The 1,840-nt window shown below is 68.4% G+C and carries 1 protein-coding gene; it reads left to right on the forward strand.

Annotation, left to right across the window (positions count from 1 at the left end; translation table 11 throughout):
* Nucleotides 1-1,833: amidohydrolase (locus tag DIE15_RS36575; protein ID WP_148095701.1), on the forward strand; the 1,833-nt coding region annotated here is incomplete at its 5' end.
* Nucleotides 1,834-1,840 lie beyond the last annotated feature (7 nt).

Here is a 1,840-nt window from a genome sequence, read left to right on the forward strand (position 1 = left end):
CTCGACCGCGCGAACCCGACAGCGACAGCCGTGGCGATCGCCGCGGGCCGCTTCGTCGCGGTCGGCAGCGAAGCGGAGGTGATGCCGCTCGCGGGCCGCGCGACCAAGGTCGTCGACCTCGGCGGCCGCGCGGTGCTGCCGGGCCTGACCGACAACCACTGCCACGTGATCCGCGGCGGCCTGAACTACAACATGGAGCTGCGCTGGGACGGCGTGCGCTCGCTCGCCGTCGCGATGGAGATGCTCAAGCAGCAGGTCGCGATCACGCCGGCGCCGCAGTGGGTGCGCGTGGTCGGCGGCTTCACCGAACACCAGTTCGCCGAGAAGCGCCTGCCGACGATCGACGAACTCAACGCGGTCGCGCCCGATACGCCGGTGTTCATCCTGCACCTGTACGACCGCGCGCTGCTGAACGCGGCCGCGCTGCGGGTGGTCGGCTACACGAAGGACACGCCCGAGCCGCCGGGCGGCACGATCCTGCGCGATGCCGCGGGCAATCCGACGGGCCTGCTGCTCGCGAACCCGAACGCGACGATCCTCTACGCGACGCTCGCGAAGGGCCCGAAACTGCCGTTCGAGTATCAGTACAACTCGACGCGCCACTTCATGCGCGAACTGAACCGGCTCGGCGTGACGGGCGTGATCGACGCGGGCGGCGGCTCGCAGAATTACCCCGACGATTACGAAGTGATCCGCAAGCTGCACGACGCGGGCGAGATGACGATCCGCATCGCCTACAACCTGTTCACGCAGAAGCCGAACGCGGAGAAGGAAGACTTCGTGAACTGGACGAAGAGCGTCAAGTATCACGACGGCACCGACTATTTCCGCAACAACGGCGCGGGCGAGATGCTGGTGTTTTCGGCGGCCGATTTCGAGGACTTCCGCGTCGCGCGCCCGGACCTGCCCGCGCAGATGGAAGACGATCTCGAAGGCGTCGTGCGCGTGCTCGCGCAGAACCGCTGGCCGTGGCGCATGCACGCGACCTACGACGAAACCATCAGTCGCGCGCTCGACGTGTTCGAGAAGGTCAACGAGGATATTCCGCTGGAAGGGCTGAACTGGTTCTTCGATCACGCGGAAACGATCTCCGAGCAATCGATGGACCGGATCGCGGCGCTCGGCGGCGGCATCGCGGTGCAGCACCGGATGGCGTACCAGGGCGAGTACTTCGTCGAGCGCTACGGCGCGCAGGCGGCGGAAGCGACGCCGCCCGTCGCGAAGATGCTCGCCAAGGGGCTCAAGGTGTCGGCCGGCACCGACGCGACGCGCGTGGCGTCGTACAACCCGTGGGTGTCGCTCGCGTGGCTCGTGACGGGCAAGACGGTTGGCGGAATGCGCCTGTATCCGCAGCGCAACCTGCTCGATCGCGAAACGGCGCTGCGGATGTGGACCGAGTACGTGACGTGGTTCTCGAACGAAGAGGGCAAGAAAGGGCGCATCGCGGTCGGGCAGCTGGCCGACCTGATGGTCCCGGATCGCGATTTCTTCACGTGCGCGGAGGACGATATCGTCGATACGACGGCGTTGCTGACGGTGGTGGGCGGCCGGATCGTGTGGGGCGCCGGGCCGTTCGCATCGCACGACGCGCCGATTCCGCCCGCGATGCCGGACTGGTCGCCGGTGCGCGCGTACGGCGGCTATGGCGGCTGGGGCGCGACGCAGCGCGACGGCGCGCCGCTGCAACGGGCGGCGGCTGCGGCGATGTGCGGCTGCGCGAGTGCGTGCGGGATGCACGGCCATGCACATGCCAGCGCATGGAGCCGCACGTTGCCGACGTCGGACGCGAAGGGCTTCTGGGGCGCGTTCGGCTGTTCGTGCTGGGCGGTCTGACATGACG

The organism is Burkholderia sp. Bp9031, assembly GCF_003857965.1.
GTDB classification, from domain to species: Bacteria; Pseudomonadota; Gammaproteobacteria; order Burkholderiales; family Burkholderiaceae; genus Burkholderia; species Burkholderia ambifaria_A.